The 12,849-nt window shown below is 73.2% G+C and carries 11 protein-coding genes; 1 reads left to right on the top strand and 10 read right to left on the bottom strand.

All coding sequences use genetic code 11. From position 1 onward, the window contains the following. Positions 1-4: 4 nt before the first annotated feature. The 6 genes from carB to pyrR form a co-directional block, all read right to left on the bottom strand. Positions 5-3,322 carry a carbamoyl-phosphate synthase large subunit gene (carB, locus tag V2S66_RS12980; RefSeq protein WP_330794807.1) on the bottom strand — a complete coding sequence of 1,106 codons (3,318 nt, stop codon included), beginning with the start codon at positions 3,320-3,322 and terminating at the stop codon, positions 5-7. Further along, on the bottom strand, positions 3,315-4,454 hold the full coding sequence (carA, locus tag V2S66_RS12985; RefSeq protein WP_330794808.1) for a glutamine-hydrolyzing carbamoyl-phosphate synthase small subunit: 1,140 nt from the start codon (positions 4,452-4,454) through the stop codon (positions 3,315-3,317). Before carA ends, carB begins: the two co-directional genes overlap by 8 nt. Next, positions 4,451-5,044 (bottom strand): PH-like domain-containing protein, encoded by a 594-nt coding sequence (locus V2S66_RS12990; RefSeq protein ID WP_330794809.1) that lies wholly within the window; start codon positions 5,042-5,044, stop codon positions 4,451-4,453. The genes carA and V2S66_RS12990 overlap by 4 nt, the downstream gene beginning before the upstream one ends. Beyond that, entirely contained in the window at positions 5,041-6,336 is a 1,296-nt protein-coding gene (locus V2S66_RS12995; RefSeq protein WP_330794810.1) for a dihydroorotase, read from the bottom strand. Before V2S66_RS12995 ends, V2S66_RS12990 begins: the two co-directional genes overlap by 4 nt. Further along, positions 6,333-7,403, bottom strand: a complete 1,071-nt coding sequence (locus V2S66_RS13000; protein WP_330794811.1) for an aspartate carbamoyltransferase catalytic subunit — start codon at positions 7,401-7,403, stop codon at positions 6,333-6,335. The genes V2S66_RS12995 and V2S66_RS13000 overlap by 4 nt, the downstream gene beginning before the upstream one ends. A gap of 148 nt (positions 7,404-7,551) precedes the next feature. Beyond that, a complete protein-coding gene (gene pyrR, locus V2S66_RS13005; protein WP_330794812.1) occupies positions 7,552-8,196 on the bottom strand; it encodes a bifunctional pyr operon transcriptional regulator/uracil phosphoribosyltransferase PyrR in 645 nt (214 codons plus the stop codon). A gap of 197 nt (positions 8,197-8,393) precedes the next feature. On the opposite strand from pyrR, the gene bldD reads away from it, so the two are divergent. Beyond that, positions 8,394-8,894 (top strand): transcriptional regulator BldD, encoded by a 501-nt coding sequence (gene bldD, locus V2S66_RS13010; RefSeq protein WP_329180771.1) that lies wholly within the window; start codon positions 8,394-8,396, stop codon positions 8,892-8,894. 201 nt (positions 8,895-9,095) lie between these two features. On the opposite strand, the gene V2S66_RS13015 is transcribed toward bldD, so the two are convergent. The 4 genes from V2S66_RS13015 to V2S66_RS13030 all read right to left on the bottom strand — a co-directional run bounded on the left by V2S66_RS13015 (position 9,096) and on the right by V2S66_RS13030 (position 12,817). Next, positions 9,096-10,544, bottom strand: a complete 1,449-nt coding sequence (locus V2S66_RS13015; protein ID WP_330794813.1) for a pyridoxal phosphate-dependent decarboxylase family protein — start codon at positions 10,542-10,544, stop codon at positions 9,096-9,098. 115 nt (positions 10,545-10,659) lie between these two features. Next, on the bottom strand, positions 10,660-11,085 hold the full coding sequence (gene nusB / locus V2S66_RS13020) for a transcription antitermination factor NusB (RefSeq protein ID WP_330794814.1): 426 nt from the start codon (positions 11,083-11,085) through the stop codon (positions 10,660-10,662). Positions 11,086-11,087: 2 nt separating this feature from the next. Next, positions 11,088-11,654: an elongation factor P gene (efp, locus tag V2S66_RS13025; protein ID WP_330794815.1), complete on the bottom strand. Its 567-nt coding sequence runs from the start codon at positions 11,652-11,654 to the stop codon at positions 11,088-11,090. 53 nt (positions 11,655-11,707) lie between these two features. Beyond that, positions 11,708-12,817 carry an aminopeptidase P family protein gene (locus V2S66_RS13030; protein ID WP_330794817.1) on the bottom strand — a complete coding sequence of 370 codons (1,110 nt, stop codon included), beginning with the start codon at positions 12,815-12,817 and terminating at the stop codon, positions 11,708-11,710. Positions 12,818-12,849: the final 32 nt, after the last annotated feature.

The following is a 12,849-nucleotide window of genomic DNA, read 5'->3' on the forward strand; positions in this document are numbered from 1 at the left end:
TGGCTCAACGCTTCCTCGCCGCCGTCAGGTGGTCGGCGTGGTCCTGAAGGGAGCGCACGCCGATGTCGCCGCGGCCCAGCGCGTCGATGCCCTGCACGGCGGCGGCGAGCGCCTGGACGGTGGTCAGGCACGGGATGCCGCGGGCCACCGCGGCGGTGCGGATGTCGTAGCCGTCGAGGCGGCCGCCGGTGCCGAAGGGCGTGTTGACGATGAGGTCGATCTCGCCCTCGTGGATCAGGGTGACCACGGTGGGCTCCCCCTGCGGGCCGACGCCCTCGCTCTGCTTGCGCACCACCCGCGCCTCGATGCCGTTGCGCCGCAGCACCTCGGCGGTGCCGGAGGTGGCGAGCAGTTCGAAGCCGTGCTCGATCAGCGCCCTGGCGGGGAAGATCAGCGCGCGCTTGTCGCGGTTGGCCACCGAGACGAACGCCCGGCCCTTGGTGGGCAGCGCGCCGTACGCGGCGGCCTGCGACTTGGCGTAGGCGGTGCCGAAGGCCGCGTCGATGCCCATCACCTCGCCGGTGGAGCGCATCTCCGGGCCGAGGATGGTGTCGACGCCGCGGCCCTGCGGGTCGCGGAACCGGCTCCAGGGCAGCACCGCCTCCTTCACAGAGATCGGCGCGTCCAGCGGCAGCTCGCCGCCGTCGCCCGAGGCCGGCAGCAGGCCCTCGGCGCGCAGCTCGGCGATGGTGGCGCCGAGCGAGATCCGGGCGGCCGCCTTGGCCAGCGGCACCGCGGTCGCCTTGGAGGTGAAGGGCACCGTGCGGGAGGCGCGCGGGTTGGCCTCCAGGACGTAGAGGATGTCCCCGGCCAGCGCGAACTGGATGTTGATCAGGCCCTGGACGCCGACGCCGCGGGCGATCGCCTCGGTGGAGGCGCGCAGCCGCTTGATGTCGTGGCCGCCCAGCGTGATCGGCGGCAGCGCGCACGCGGAGTCGCCGGAGTGGATGCCGGCCTCCTCGATGTGCTCCATGACGCCGCCGAGGTACAGCTCGTGGCCGTCGTAGAGGGCGTCCACGTCGATCTCGATGGCGTCGTCGAGGAACCGGTCGACCAGCACCGGCCGGTCCTGGCTGATCTCGGTGGACTCGGCGATGTACGCGGCGAGCCTGGCCTCGTCGTAGACGATCTCCATGCCGCGGCCGCCGAGCACGTAGGACGGCCGGACCAGCACCGGGTAGCCGATCTCGTCGGCGATGGCCTTGGCGCCGGGGAAGGAGGTCGCGGTGCCGTGCTTGGGCGCGGGCAGCCCGGCCTCGGCGAGCACCCGGCCGAAGGCGCCGCGGTCCTCGGCGAGGTGGATCGCCTCGGGCGAGGTGCCGACCACCGGCACGCCGTTGTCCTTGAGCGCCTGGGCCAGGCCGAGCGGGGTCTGCCCGCCGAGCTGGACGATGACGCCCGCGACCGGCCCTGCCACCGTCTCGGCGTGGACGATCTCCAGCACGTCCTCCAGGGTGAGCGGCTCGAAGTACAGCCGGTCGGAGGTGTCGTAGTCGGTGGAGACGGTCTCCGGGTTGCAGTTGACCATCACGGTCTCGTACCCGGCGTCGTGCAGCGCGAAGGACGCGTGGACGCAGGAGTAGTCGAACTCGATGCCCTGGCCGATCCGGTTCGGGCCCGAGCCGAGGATGATGACGGCGGGCTTCTCGCGCGGCGCGACCTCGTTCTCCTCGTCGTAGGACGAGTAGAAGTACGGGGTGCGGGCGGCGAACTCGGCGGCGCAGGTGTCGACGGTCTTGTACACCGGGCGGATGCCCAGCGCGTGCCGCACCTCGCGGACGACGTCCTCGCGCAGGTTCCTGATGCCGGCGATCTGCGCGTCGGAGAAGCCGTGCCGCTTGGCCTCGGCGAGCAGCCGCGGGTCGAGCCGGTCGGCGGCGGCCAGCTCGTCCGCGTACTCCTTGACCAGGAAGAGCTGGTCGACGAACCAGGGGTCGATCCTGGTGGCGTCGAAGACCTCCTGCGGGGTGGCGCCGGCCCGGATCGCCGTCATCACCGTGTTGATCCGGCCGTCGGTGGGCACGCCGGCCTTCACCAGCAGCGCGTCCTTGTCCGCGGGGTCCACCGGGGTCGCGAAGTCGAACTGCGAGCCCTTCTTCTCCAGCGAGCGCAGCGCCTTGTTGAGCGCCTCGGTGAAGTTGCGGCCGATGGCCATCGCCTCGCCGACCGACTTCATGGTGGTGGTGAGGGTGGCGTCGGCGGCCGGGAACTTCTCGAAGGCGAACCGCGGCACCTTGACCACGACGTAGTCGAGCGTCGGCTCGAAGGACGCCGGGGTCTGCTCGGTGATGTCGTTGGGGATCTCGTCGAGCGTGTAGCCGACCGCGAGCCGCGCGGCGATCTTGGCGATCGGGAAGCCGGTGGCCTTGGAGGCGAGCGCGGACGAGCGGGAGACGCGGGGGTTCATCTCGATGACGATGACCCGGCCGTCCTCGGGGTTGACGGCGAACTGGATGTTGCAGCCGCCGGTGTCGACGCCGACCTCGCGGATCACCGCGATGCCGACGTCCCGCAGGATCTGGTACTCGCGGTCGGTGAGCGTCATGGCGGGCGCCACCGTGATGGAGTCGCCGGTGTGCACGCCCATCGGGTCGAAGTTCTCGATGGAGCAGACGACCACGACGTTGTCGTTCTTGTCGCGCATCAGCTCCAGCTCGTACTCCTTCCAGCCGAGGATGGACTCCTCCAGGAGCACCTCGGTGGTCGGGGAGAGCGTCAGGCCCTGGCCGGCGATGCGGCGCAGCTCCTCCTCGTCGTGGGCGAAGCCGGAGCCGGCGCCGCCCATGGTGAAGGAGGGCCGGACCACGACCGGGTAGCCGCCGAGGGTGTCGACGCCGGCCAGCACGTCGTCCATGGAGTGGCAGATCACCGACCGGGCCGACTCGCCGTGGCCGATCCGGGCCCGGACCGCCTCGACGACGCCCTTGAACAGCTCGCGGTCCTCGCCCTTGTTGATCGCCTCGACGTCGGCGCCGATCAGCTCGACCGCGTACTCGGTGAGCACGCCGCTCTCGTGCAGCGCGATCGCGGTGTTGAGCGCGGTCTGGCCGCCGAGGGTGGGCAGCAGCGCGTCGGGCCGCTCCTTGGCGATGATCTTCTCGACGTACTCGGGGGTGATCGGCTCGACGTAGGTGGCGTCGGCGATCTCCGGGTCGGTCATGATCGTCGCCGGGTTGGAGTTGACCAGGATCACCCGCAGGCCCTCGGCCTTGAGCACCCGGCACGCCTGGGTGCCGGAGTAGTCGAACTCGGCGGCCTGGCCGATGACGATCGGACCGGAGCCGATGACCAGGACGGACTGGATATCGGTGCGCTTAGGCACGCTTGGCTCCCTGTTCTGCCATGAGCTGGACGAAGCGGTCGAAGAGGTACGCGGCGTCGTGCGGGCCGGCGGCCGCCTCCGGGTGGTACTGGACGCTGAAGGCCGGGCGGTCCAGCAGCCGCAGGCCCTCGACCACGTCGTCGTTCAGGCACACGTGGCTGACCTCGGCGCGCCCGTACGGCGTGTCGCTGACCGCGTCGAGCGGGGCGTCCACGGCGAAGCCGTGGTTGTGCGCGGTGACCTCGACCTTGCCGGTGGCGCGGTCCTGCACCGGCTGGTTGATGCCGCGGTGGCCGTACTTCAGCTTGTACGTGCCGAAGCCGAGCGCCCGGCCGAGCAGCTGGTTGCCGAAGCAGATGCCGAACAGCGGGGTGGAGCGCTCCAGGACGGCCTTGATGACGCTCAGGTCGGCGGTGGCGGGGTCGCCGGGGCCGTTGGACAGGAACACCCCGTCCGGGCCGGCCGCGTAGACCTCCTCGACGCTCGCGGTGGCGGGCAGCACGTGCACCTCGATGCCGCGCTGGGCCATCCGGTGCGGCGTCATGCCCTTGATGCCCAGGTCCAGGGCGGCCACGGTGAACCGCTTCGCGCCGATCGCGGGCACGACGTACGGCTCCGCGGTGGCGACCTCGGCGGACAGGTCGGCGCCGGTCATCTGGGGGGCCTGCCGGACCCTGGCGAGCAGCGCGGCGTCGTCGGCCAGCGCGCCGGCGGAGAAGATGCCGACCCGCATGGCGCCGCGCTCGCGCAGGTGGCGGGTGAGCGCGCGGGTGTCGACGCCGCTGATGCCGACGACGCCCTGGGCGGTCAGCTCGTCGTCCAGGGAGCGCCGGGAGCGCCAGTTGGACGGGGTGCGGGCCGGGTCGCGGACCACGTAGCCGGCCACCCAGATGCGGGACGACTCGGGGTCCTCGTCGTTGACGCCGGTGTTGCCGACGTGCGGCGCGGTCATGACGACGACCTGCCGGTGGTACGAGGGGTCGGTCAGGGTCTCCTGGTAGCCGGTCATGCCGGTGGAGAACACGGCCTCGCCGAAGGTCTCCCCCACGGCTCCGTAGGCGCGGCCGCGGAAGACGCGGCCGTCCTCCAGGACGAGTACGGCGGGCTCGGCCGCCCGGGTGGAGGTGGTCATCGTGCGCCTTCCTTGTCGTGCAGGGTCTCGCCGGCCAGGGCGTCGACGCGCGCCACCCACTGCGGGTGTTCTGCGGCGCGCTCGGAGCGGAAGCCGGAGTCGATGAGGGTGCCGCCGTGCTCCCAGACGACCACGAGCAGGCCGCCCTCGGGCAGCACCTTGCCCGCGATCGCCCGGTCCAGGCGGGCGCCGCGCAGCGCGGCGGCGGGGATGAAGAAGCCGGGGGCGCCGGTGCGGTCCACGTCCAGGCCGGCCTCGGTCAGGGTGAGCGTGACCTTGCTGCGCACGCCCAGGCCGTGCGCCACGATCCGGTCCAGCCACTGCCCCGAGGTGGTCGAGCCGTGGTAGCGGCCGTCGAGGGTCAGCAGTGGCGGGCCCGCCTGCGCGGGGGCCTGGGGCAGCTCGGGCAGGCCGCCCTGCAGGGTCCGGCGCCACTGCCAGCCCTGGCGCATCAGCCAGTAGACGAGGCCGATGACCAGGAGCAGGCCGACGATCCAGCCGATCCGGTCGGTCCAGTCGGTGACCTTCGCGGAGTGCTTGCCGTCGCCCTGTGCGGTCACAGCCGCCAGCAGGCTCGCAGGAGTCGTCACGTGAGCTTCCCGTCCCTCACCGTCGCGTGGCCCCGCAGGAAGGTGGCGACCACCTTGCCGGGCAGCTCGCGGCCCGCGTACGGGGTGTTGCGGCTGCGGGAGGCGAACTCCGCGGGATTGACCGTTCCACGGTATGCGGGGTGGACGAGCACCAGGTTCGCGGGCTCGCCGACCGCGATCGGGCGGCCGTGCCCGGCGAGCCGCCCGATGACCGCCGGCCGGGCGGACATCCGGTCGGCGACGCCCGCCCAGTCCAGCAGCCCGGTGTCGACCATGGTGTGCTGCACGACCGACAGCGCCGTCTCCAGGCCGACCATGCCCATGGCGGCGGCCGCCCACTCGCAGTCCTTGTCCTCGTGCGGGTGCGGCGCGTGGTCGGTGGCCACGCAGTCGATGGTGCCGTCGGCCAGCGCCTCGCGCAGCGCCATGACGTCGGCCTCGGTGCGCAGCGGCGGGTTGACCTTGTAGACCGGGTCGTACGTGCGGACCAGCTCGTCGGTCAGCAGCAGGTGGTGCGGGGTGACCTCGGCGGTGACGTCCCAGCCCTTGGACTTGGCCCAGCGCACGATCTCCACCGAGCCGGCGGTGGACAGGTGGCAGATGTGCACGCGGGAGCCGACGTGCGCGGCCAGCAGCACGTCGCGGGCGATGATCGACTCCTCGGCGACGGCGGGCCAGCCGGTCAGGCCCAGCTCGCCGGAGACGGTGCCCTCGTTCATCTGGGCGCCCTCGGTCAGCCGGGGCTCCTGGGCGTGCTGGGCGACGACGCCGTCGAACGCCTTCACGTACTCCAGGGCGCGGCGCATGATCACCGCGTCGTCCACGCACTTGCCGTCGTCGGAGAAGACCCGCACCTGGGCCGCGGAGTCGGCCATCGCGCCCAGCTCGGCGAGCTGCTTGCCGTCGAGGCCGACGGTGACCGCGCCGACCGGCTGCACGTCGCAGTAGCCCGACTCCCTGCCGAGCCGCCACACCTGCTCGACCACGCCGGCGGTGTCCGCGACGGGGAAGGTGTTGGCCATCGCGTGCACCGCGGTGTAGCCGCCGACGGCGGCGGCCCTGGTGCCGGTCAGCACCGTCTCGGAGTCCTCGCGGCCGGGCTCGCGCAGGTGGGTGTGGAGGTCCACCAGGCCGGGGAGCAGCACCATCTCGCCGCCCGCCTCGATCACGGCCGCGCCCTCGGCGGACAGGCCGGAGCCGATCGCCGCGACGCTCTCGCCGTCGAGGAGGACGTCGCGTGGCTCGCCGCCGAGGATCCTCGCGCCGCGGATCAGGGTCTTGCTCGTGGTCACTTGCTCTCCTCGGTACGGGCGGCGGTGGCGTTCGGCGCGCCGGCCGGCCGGGCCGGCTCGGTCGGGTCGGAGCCGGCGGCGGATACGGTCGCGGGTTCGGCGGCGGCGGGTTCGGGGCGCGCGCCGGCGAGGGCCGGCTCGGAGCCGCCGAGCAGCAGGTAGAGGACCGCCATCCGGGTGCTCACGCCGTTGGCGACCTGCTCGACGGCGGTGCAGCGCGGGGAGTCGGCGACCTCGGCGGTGATCTCCATGCCGCGGTTCATCGGGCCCGGGTGCATCACGATGGCGTGCTCGGGCAGCGCCGCCATCCGCAGCCCGTCCAGGCCGTAGCGGCGGGCGTACTCCCGCTCGGTGGGGAAGAACGCGGCGTTCATCCGCTCGCGCTGCACCCGCAGCATCATCACCGCGTCGGACGTGGTGAGGACCGCGTCGAGGTCGTAGGAGACCGTGCACGGCCACTGCTCGACGCCGATCGGCAGCAGGGTGGGCGGGGCGACCAGGGTGACCTCGGCGCCGAGCGTGGTGAGCAGCAGCACGTTGGAGCGGGCGACCCGGCTGTGCAGGACGTCGCCGACGATCGTGATGCGGCGGCCCGCCAGGTCCCTGCCGGGGGCGGACAGGTGGCGGCGCATGGTGAGGGCGTCCAGCAGCGCCTGGGTGGGGTGCTCGTGGGTGCCGTCGCCGGCGTTGACCACCGACGCGTTGATCCAGCCGGAGCCGGCCAGCCGGTGGGGGGCGCCGGAGGAGTGGTGGCGGATGACGACCGCGTCGGCGCCCATCGCCTCCAGGGTGAGCGCGGTGTCCTTCAGCGACTCGCCCTTGGAGACCGAGGAGCCCTTGGCGGAGAAGTTGATGACGTCGGCGGACAGCCGCTTGGCGGCCGCCTCGAAGGAGATGCGGGTGCGGGTCGAGTCCTCGAAGAAGAGGTTGACGACGGTGCGGCCGCGCAGCGTCGGCAGCTTCTTGATGGGACGGTCGGCGACGCGGGCCATCTCCTCCGCGGTGTCGAGCACGAGGAGGGCGTCGTCGCGGGTGAGGTCGGCGGCCGAGATCAGGTGGCGCTTCAAGGGTCACTCCGGGGTGCTGGGCGGGGCCGGGCGGCGGCGGTGGCCGGCGGGGTCCTCACGGACGGGCGCCGGGGCCGGGCGCGGTCGGGCCGGACGGTCGGGGGCGTGCGCGGGCGCGGGACCGCGGCGGGTCCCGGTTCTGCGGTCGCTACCGGTCGGCTGCGGGTCCCGCGGCGGCGCCGGCCGGGCCCGCGGCGGCCCGCTCGTCGTCCTTGCGGGCGTCCTTCTGGCCGAGCAGCACGCTGTCGCGGCCGTCCTCCTCGGTCAGCAGGACCCGGACGGTCTCGCGCAGCGAGGTCGGCAGGTTCTTGCCCACGTAGTCGGCCCTGATCGGCAGCTCGCGGTGGCCCCGGTCGACCAGCACGGCGAGCTGCACCGCGCGGGGGCGGCCGATGTCGCCGAGGGCGTCGAGGGCGGCGCGGATGGTCCGGCCGGAGAAGAGCACGTCGTCCACGAGCACGACCAGGCGGCCGTCGATCCCGTCGCCGGGGATCTCGGTGCGGGCCAGCGCGCGCGGCGGGTGCAGGCGCAGGTCGTCGCGGTACATCGTGATGTCCAGCGAGCCGACGGGGGCGGCGCGGCCGGTGATCTCGGCGAGCTTGTCGGCGAGCCTGCGGGCCAGGAAGACACCGCGGGTCGGGATGCCGAGCAGGACCACGTCGTCGGCGCCCTTGGCGCGTTCGACGATCTCGTGCGCGATCCGGGTGAGCACCCGGGCGATGTCCGGTGCCTCGAGCACCGGACGGGCGGGCGCGCCGGGCGCCGCCTGGGAGGTGGTGCGGTCGTCGACCATGGGTCGTCGGACCTCCTTCCCCGCCTCACAGGACGGGCATTAAAGGACGTCAGGGGTATGACCCGACCTTATCAGGTGGCCTTCCGGGAGCTCGGACGGCCCAGGTCAGAGACCGGTCGGCCCTATTCGGCTTGACGACGCCGGATTACGCTGCGTAACCTCACAGTGAGTCACCGAGTTTCCGTCCGGGGAGCCATATGTCCAGCGATTACGCCAAGCAGCTCGGAGCCAAGCTCCGCGCCATCCGCACACAGCAGGGGCTGTCCCTGCACGGCGTCGAGGAGAAGTCCCAGGGCCGCTGGAAGGCAGTGGTCGTCGGTTCGTACGAGCGCGGGGACCGCGCCGTGACCGTGCAGCGTCTCGCCGAGCTCGCCGACTTCTACGGCGTCCCGGTCCAGGAGCTGCTGCCCGGCACCACGCCCGGCGGGGCCGCCGAGCCGCCGCCGAAGCTGGTCCTCGACCTGGAGCGGCTGTCCCAGGTGCCGCCGGAGAAGGCCGGCCCGCTGCAGCGCTACGCGGCGACGATCCAGAGCCAGCGCGGCGACTACAACGGCAAGGTCCTCTCGATCCGCCAGGACGACCTGCGCACGCTGGCCGTGATCTACGACCAGTCGCCCTCGGTCCTGACCGAGCAGCTCATCGGCTGGGGTGTGCTCGACGCGGACGCGCGCCGCGCCGTCCAGCACGACGAGGGCTGACGACCGGCTCGCCCGAAAACTGCAGAAACGTCCCGCCGCCCGGGACGCGGCCTTTCCCGGCCGCGTCCCGGGCGGCGGTCTGCGTGGCCCGGACGGGCCGGCAGCCCGCGCGGCGCCTGCCTGCGCGGGCCCGTGCGGGCCCGCGGCACCCGGCTGCTCTGCGCGGCGAGGCGCGGCTCCGAGCGGCCCTGCGCGGCGGGCTCAGACGGCGTACAGCCGGGAGACCACCTCAGGGAGCAGCCGCTCCGTCAGGGCCGCGGGGAGCGCCTCAAGCACCGCCAGGACCGGCGCCATCCGGGCGGGCAGGGCGCCGTCCGCGGCCACGCCCGCCGCTTCCAGCGCGAGGGCGACCTCGGCGGGGCCCAGGGTGGCGGGGTCGAGGGCGGCGGCCAGCTCGACGAGTGCCGGGTCGACGCCGGGGGGTCCTGCCCGGCGGGCGCGGCCGGCCGCCGCGGCCAGCTCGGCCAGCAGGGCGTCGACACGGTCGGGGTCGGCGGCCGCCGCGGTCATCGTCAGGTGCAGGTTGGCCGGCGATCCGCCGAAGGCCGGTTGGGGTTGCAGGTACCAGCCGCGCAGCCGCATCTCGTCGGCGAGCACGAAGGGGTGCAGCGCCGGATCGGTGGACGCCACCGCCACCAGGGAGGCGTCCGGGGCGCCGAGCACCCGCAGCCCGTCGATCCGCCCGATGCCGTCGGTGAGCCGCGCCGTCGCCGCGTGGACGCGCTCGGCGAGCCGGACGTAGCCGGCGGTGCCGACGCGCTGGAGCACCGCCCAGGCGGCGGCGAGCGGCCCGGCGGACTTGGTGCCCTGGAGGGTCGCGTTCACCACCGGGTAGCCCGGCCAGGAGGCGTGGGCGAACCAGCCGTGGCGGCGCAGTGCGGCGTCGCGGAACAGCAGCACCGAGGCGCCCTTCGGGGTGTACGCGTACTTGTGCAGGTCCACCGAGAGCGAGCTGACCCCGGGCACCGACAGGTCGAAGGGCGCCGTCGTGCCGTGCCCCTCGGCGAGCCGCAGATGGCCGAGGTGCCAGCCGCCGATGCAGGCGTCCACGTGGCACAGCACGTCCCGCTCGGCGGCCGCCGCGGCCACCTCGGCGACCGGGTCGAGCACGCCGTGCGCGTAGGAGGGCGCGGAGACCACGGCGAGGGCGGTGCGCTCGCTGAGGGCGGCGGCCATGTCCTGCGCGCGGACCCGGAAGGTCGCCGGGTCGACCGGGACGCTCACCACGGTCAGCCCGAAGAGCCGGGCGGCCTTGTGGAAGGCGGCGTGCGCGGTGACCGGCAGCACGAGTTCGGGAGCGGTGACGCCGCGGGCGGCCCGCGCGTGCTCGCGCGCGGTCAGCACGGCCAGCAGGCAGCTCTCGGTGCCGCCGCTGGTGAAGGTCCCGGCGGTCCCGGGGCCGCCGCCGAGCAGCCGCGCGGTCTGCGCCACCACGTCGTTCTCCAGCGTGACGACGCTGGGGAAGGCGGTCATGTCCAGGCCGTTGACGCCGGCGAAGGCGGCCTGCGCGGCGGCCGCCAGCTCGTCGAGGCCGGCGAGCCCCGAGTCGTAGACGTACGCCATCGTGCGGCCGCCGCGTACGGGCAGGTCGGCGGCGCGCAGCGCGGCCAGCCGTGCCAGCAGGGGGTCGGGGAGCCGGTCCTGGTCCATGGGCCGGAATCTAGGGCCGGGGTGCGGGCGCACACCAGGCCCGAAGCAGAATATTGTTCACCTTCTGCTGTCGGGCCTGGTCACGGGGTGGTACGGCGCCCGGCTCCGCGCCGGGTCACCGTCCCAGGGTCGGCTTCAGCTCCAGCAGGCGGCCGAGCAGGCCGTTGACGAAGGACGGGGACTCGTCGGTGGAGAACTCCTTGGCCAGCTGTACGGCCTCGTCCACCACGACCGCGTCCGGGACGTCGTCCTCCCAGATCAGCTCGTACGTGCCGAGCCGCAGCACGTTGCGGTCCACGGCGGGCATCCGGTCGAGCGTCCAGCCGACCGAGTGGCCCGCGAGCAGCTCGTCGATCCGCGCGGCGTGCGCCGCGTAGCCCTCGACCAGCTGCATCGTGTACTCGGTGACCGGCGGCTGCCGGTCGTCGGTCCGGGCGAGCCGGATCCAGTCCGCCATGACGGTCTTCGGGGCGGCCCCCCGCTGCTCCGCCTCGAAGAGGATCTGGAATGCGCGCTTACGGGCCTTGTTGCGGGCAGCCACGGTTAGCTGTTCACCCGGCCGAGGTAGTCGCCCGTACGAGTGTCGACCTTCACCTTTTCACCCGTGGTGATGAACAGCGGCACACCGATCTCGTAACCGGTCTCCAGGCGGGCCGGCTTGGAGCCGCCGGTGGAACGGTCGCCCTGCACACCGGGCTCGGTGTACTCGATGACCAGCTCGACGGAGGCGGGCAGTTCGATGTACAGCGGCGCGCCCTCGTACATGGCGACGACCGCCTCGAACCCCTCCAGCAGGTAGTTGGCGGCATCGCCGACGACCTCGGGGCTGACGGTGATCTGGTCGTACGTCTCGGTGTCCATGAAGACGAAGTCGGCGCCGTCCTTGTAGGAGAACTGCATGCCGCGCTTGTCGACGTTGGCCGTCTCGACCTTCACCCCGGCGTTGAAGGTCTTGTCGACGACCTTCCCGGAGAGCACGTGCTTGAGCTTGGTGCGCACGAAGGCGGGGCCCTTGCCGGGCTTGACGTGCTGGAACTCCACTACGGTCCAGAGCTGACCGCTGTCGAGCTTGAGCACGAGGCCGTTCTTGAGGTCGTTCGTGGTGGCCACGGTTGCGGAATCTCCTGAAAGTGCTGCTTCGGGACCACGGAGGCCCACGCCCGTCACAGGGCGAGCAGCTCCTTGGTCGTGATGGTGAGTAGCTCGGGCCCGCCGTCCGCCAGGGGACGTACGACGAGTGTGTCGTCGATCCGGACACCGCCACGGCCCGGAAGGTGGACCCCCGGCTCGACGGTGACCGGCACGCAAGCGTCCAGTTTACCCATGGCCGCTGGTGACAACTGCGGGTCCTCGTCGATTTCCAGGCCCACGCCGTGCCCGGACCAGGGCGCGAGGCCCTCGGCGTGGCCCGCCGCGGTGAGCGGCTCACGGCTGGCCCGGTCCACGTCGCGGCAGGCCACACCGGGTGCGAGCGCCTCTCGGGCGGCCCGCTGGGCGTCGAAGACCTGCTCGTACAGCTCGATCTGCCAGGCGGCGGGAGCGGTGCCGATCACGAAGGTGCGGCCCACCTCGCAGCGGTATCCGCGGTAGGTGGCGCCCAGCCGGACGGTGAGGAAGTCGCCCTCCTCGACCCTGCGGTCGCTGGGGACGTGCCGGGCGGTGCCGGAGTGCGGGCCGGTGCCGACCGAGGTGGGGAAGGCCGGGCCGTCCGCGCCGTGGTCGACCAGCCGGCGCTCCAGCTCCAGGGCCAGATGCCGTTCGGTGCGGCCCACCAGGATCGACTCCAGCAGCTCGCCGAGTGCCTGGTCGGCGATCTCGGCGGCGATGCGCAGCGCCGCGATCTCGTGCTCGTCCTTGACCAGGCGCAGCTGCTCGACCGCGCTGGCCAGGTCGGTCAGCGGGATGCCGGAGGTGACCGAGCGCAGCGCCCGGTGCCGGGCCACCGTCAGGTGGTGCTCCTCGACGGCGAGGCCGTCGGCGTGCCGCTCCCGGGCGAGGTCGGCCGCGGCGACCGCCGCGTCGCCGTCCGGCGAGGGCAGCACCGTCGCCTCCAGGTCGTCGGGGTGCGGGTCCTGCCGAGGGTCGTCCGGCGGCGGCCGCAGATGCACCAGGAGGTCCTGCGGCCCCGGGCCGACGAGCAGGGCCGCGCCGGGTGGCGCGCAGCCGGTCAGATAGCGCACGTTCGCCGGGAGTGTGATCAGGGCTGCGCCCTGCCCCGCCGCCGCGCACCGCTCGCGCAGCCGGGCTCTGCGAGTCGCATGCACCTCCGCCATGCGGCGAGCTTATGGCCGGTGGGAGCGCCCTG

Source organism: Actinacidiphila polyblastidii (assembly GCF_036353415.1).
Taxonomy (GTDB): domain Bacteria; phylum Actinomycetota; class Actinomycetes; order Streptomycetales; family Streptomycetaceae; genus Actinacidiphila; species Actinacidiphila polyblastidii.

Bases quoted from the DNA above. Each gene is read 5' to 3' on its own strand.
- carA (WP_330794808.1), bottom strand. From the start codon at position 4,454: ATGACCACCTCCACCCGGGCGGCCGAGCCCGCCGTACTCGTCCTGGAG.
- pyrR (WP_330794812.1), bottom strand. From the start codon at position 8,196: ATGGTCGACGACCGCACCACCTCCCAGGCGGCGCCCGGCGCGCCCGCC.
- bldD (WP_329180771.1), top strand. From the start codon at position 8,394: ATGTCCAGCGATTACGCCAAGCAGCTCGGAGCCAAGCTCCGCGCCATC.
- V2S66_RS13015 (WP_330794813.1), bottom strand. From the start codon at position 10,544: ATGGACCAGGACCGGCTCCCCGACCCCCTGCTGGCACGGCTGGCCGCG.
- V2S66_RS13030 (WP_330794817.1), bottom strand. From the start codon at position 12,817: ATGGCGGAGGTGCATGCGACTCGCAGAGCCCGGCTGCGCGAGCGGTGC.